The 3,099-nt window shown below is 69.3% G+C and carries 4 protein-coding genes; 3 read left to right on the top strand and 1 reads right to left on the bottom strand.

Annotated elements, in window-relative coordinates; all coding sequences use genetic code 11:
• Positions 1 to 984, bottom strand: a 984-nt coding sequence (locus VFL64_RS15165) for an acyl-CoA dehydrogenase family protein (protein WP_489541218.1), incomplete at its 3' end; no start/stop codon positions are given.
• Between the two features lie 246 nt (positions 985 to 1,230).
• On the opposite strand from VFL64_RS15165, the gene acpS reads away from it, so the two are divergent.
• From acpS to VFL64_RS15150, 3 genes are all read left to right on the top strand, one after another.
• On the top strand, positions 1,231 to 1,671 hold the full coding sequence (acpS, locus tag VFL64_RS15160; RefSeq protein ID WP_489541217.1) for a holo-ACP synthase: 441 nt from the start codon (positions 1,231 to 1,233) through the stop codon (positions 1,669 to 1,671).
• A 10-nt stretch (positions 1,672 to 1,681) separates the two neighbouring features.
• Positions 1,682 to 1,939, top strand: coding sequence for an acyl carrier protein (locus VFL64_RS15155; RefSeq protein ID WP_489541216.1), 258 nt, complete (start codon positions 1,682 to 1,684; stop codon positions 1,937 to 1,939).
• Positions 1,940 to 1,947: 8 nt separating this feature from the next.
• The coding region (locus tag VFL64_RS15150) for a glycosyl hydrolase 2 galactose-binding domain-containing protein (protein ID WP_489541215.1) at positions 1,948 to 3,099 on the top strand (1,152 nt) is incomplete at its 3' end.

The following is a 3,099-nucleotide window of genomic DNA, read 5'->3' as shown; positions in this document are numbered from 1 at the left end:
GTTCAGACGCAGGGCCCAGCCCATGCCCAGGAGCTCCAGCTCGCCCGCGGGGCTGGCCACGGTGTCGTCGAAAGCTTGTGCTGCGGACTGCCACTGCTGCCGCATGGCCTGCAACTGGGCCGATACCTCGGCCAGCCGCGTGGCGGTGGGCGGCACGGTTCCGGGCTTCTTGCGCGCCTCGCCCCGCACGTAGGTGGCGGCACGGCCGACGGCATCGGCGGCGATGCCCCACCACAGGGAGGACCACAGGATGTGCGAGTACGGAACCATGGTCTGCGCCGAGCTGTCGGCAAAGGAGCCGGGCAGGATCTGCACCGCCGGGCCGGAGGACTCGAGGCGGAAGCCCGGGCTGCAGGTGCCGCGCATGCCGAGCGTGTCCCAGGTGGTGGTCTGGGTGAGCTGGGCGTCTTCGCGCTTGACGAGCACCAGCACCTGGTCGCTGCTGGGTGCGTCGGCGTCGCGGCGGCAGGTGACGAGCATGGCATCGGCATGCGCGCAGTAGGAGCCGGTGGTGGCGTCCTTGTTGAGCACGAAGCGCCCGCCGCGCTGCTCGACGGCGCACACGCTGGAACGCGTCTCGCCGAAGGTGCCCACCTCGGAGGTGATGGAGGCCAGCAGCGTCTGACGCGCCACCAGTTCGCGCAGGTATCCGGTGAAGAACTCGCTCCCCTGGCCGTGGCGTGCCATGCAGGCGACCTGGATGAAATGCATCGCCAGCACCATGCCGCTGGAGCCGCAGCCCTGGGCGAGCGTCGAGCACAGCTGGGTCAACTCGCGCATGTCGCTGCCGGCGCCTCCCAGCTCACGCGGCACCGGTGCCGACAGCACACCGGCGGCACGCAGGGCCTGCACGGTTTCGATGGGGAAGCGGGCGTCCTTGTCGACCTCCGCCGCATGCCGTGCGGCCACGCCGGCGGCGATCTCGCGGGTGGCTGCCAGCAGGTCGGCAAAGCTCTGGCACGGCAGGCCGGTGGGTGCGTTCATGGCAGGGGTGCCGGGCGGTCGCGGCCTGGCGGGGAAGGGATGCGCAAAGCATAGCGCGGCGGGCCTGTCGGCGTATCCCGCGAATGGAGTGAACTGGGCGGTACGCGCGTCGGCCAATCCGAGAAATAGTGCGCAGGCTCGAGCTCCTGCGCGGCACGCTTCATGCCCCCTTCAGGAAGGGGATGTTGTTCGCTGTCAAGATCGCCGATGCTCCCCTGTCGAATTGCCGATTCGTCTGACCTCGCCATGTCCACGCCGTTGACCGGTCTCGAGATTCCCCACCACCCGACCAAGTGCCTGCGCACCGGCCTGGACGTGGTCGAGATCCGGCGCGTCAGCGAATCCATGGACCGCTTCGGCGAGCGCTTCATGAAGCGCCTGTTCAGCGATGCAGAGATCGCCTACGCGCTGGCAGGCGCCGGCCAGGCGGCCGAGAGGCTGGCGGCTCGCTTCGCCGCCAAGGAGGCGGCGATCAAGGCCTTCGATCTCGGTGAGACCGGTATCGACTGGCGTGACATCGAGGTACGCAAATTGCCCAGCGGCGCCTGCGAGCTGGCGCTGCACGGCAGGGCGGCCGAGCGGGTGGGGCAGCTGGGCGTGCGCGATATCGCGCTCAGCCTCAGCCATGACGGCGCCTATGCCGCAGCCGTGGTGACCGCCCTGACCGCAGCCCCCGTTTTTTCCTGAAAGCAGTTGCATGAGCACGCCCGACACCCTTGAAGCCCAGATCCGGATGGTGCTGCGCGACCACGGTCGCCTGAACAAGCCCATCGACCAGCTCGACACTTCGGCCGATCTGTACCAGGCGGGCATGACTTCCCACGCCAGCGTCAACGTGATGCTCGCCCTGGAGAGCACCTTCGACATCGAGTTCGCCGACCACATGCTCAAGCGCAGCGTGTTCAACAGCGTGGCTTCGATCCGCGACGCGGTGGCCGAGCTCACCCAGGCTTGAGCCATGTGATGACCCCGGCCAGCCGCCCCGCCAGCGCATCGCGTGAGCGCATCGTCCAGGGCTGGCAGGTCTGCGCTGCTGCACCGGCCGAGGGCTCCTTTCCCGACTTCCTGACCCAGCCGCGCGAGTGGATCGACCTGCCGGAGCCGGCGCTTGCCGCTGCGGCCTTGCGCTCGGTGGGCCGTTGGTCGCTCGACGGCCCGGCTCGCCGCTTCGATGCCGATGACTGGTGGTACCGCGTCGAGTTCGACGCGTCACCACCCGAAGACGGGAGCAGCCTGTGGCTCGGCTTCGATGGCCTGGCCGGTGTGGCTGAGGTGTGGCTCAACGGCGAGCTGCTGGCCCGGTCGACCAATATGTTCGTTGCCTGCGAACACGAGATTGGCCAGCGTCTGCACCGTGGTGGCAACACGCTCGTGCTGCGCTTCCATGCACTCGACACCTTGCTCGCCCAGCGCCGGCCGCGGCCGCGCTGGCGTGCACCAATGGTCGAGCACCAGCAGCTGCGCTGGTTCCGCAACACGCTGCTCGGGCGCACACCCGGCTGGTCGCCGCCCGCGGCGGCCGTTGGGGTGTGGAAAGACGTGTGGCTGGAGCGGCGCGCCGGCTTGCAGGTGTCCAACCTGACGCTGCGCGCTTCGGTGGCTGACGGTGCCGGCCGTGTCGACCTGGCCTGCGCACTTGAAGCACCGGCCGGCCAGCGCGTGATGTCGGCGGTGCTGGAACTGGATCACGAGGGTCAGACGCACCGTGCGTCGCTGGTGCCGGGCCCGATGGGAGCATTCACCGTCTCGGCGGCCATCGAAAAGCCCACGCTCTGGTGGCCCCACACCCACGGCACGCCTGCGCTGTACACGGCGCAATTGCTCGTGCAGCTGGAAGGCGAGTCGGCACCGCGGCGTGTGCCGCTCGGCCGGCTCGGCTTTCGCACCATTGAAGCCGACACCACCGATGGCGGCTTCTCGCTGCGCGTCAACGGCGTGCCCGTGTTCTGCCGCGGTGCCTGCTGGACACCGCTCGACGTGGTGAGCCTGCGTGCCACGCCCGAAGCCTGCCGGGTGGCGGTGGCACAGGTGCGCGAGGCCGGCATGAACATGCTGCGCGTGGCCGGCACCGGGGTCTACGAAGACAGCGCCTTCTTCGACGCCTGCGATGCACTG

Source organism: Rhizobacter sp. (genome assembly GCF_035702065.1).
GTDB lineage: Bacteria > Pseudomonadota > Gammaproteobacteria > Burkholderiales > Burkholderiaceae_C > Rhizobacter.
Note: the sequence above shows the minus strand (reverse complement) of the source record. Positions and strands in the feature narration are given on the sequence as shown.

Bases quoted from the DNA above. Each gene is read 5' to 3' on its own strand.
- acpS (WP_489541217.1), top strand. From the start codon at position 1,231: ATGTCCACGCCGTTGACCGGTCTCGAGATTCCCCACCACCCGACCAAG.
- VFL64_RS15155 (WP_489541216.1), top strand. From the start codon at position 1,682: ATGAGCACGCCCGACACCCTTGAAGCCCAGATCCGGATGGTGCTGCGC.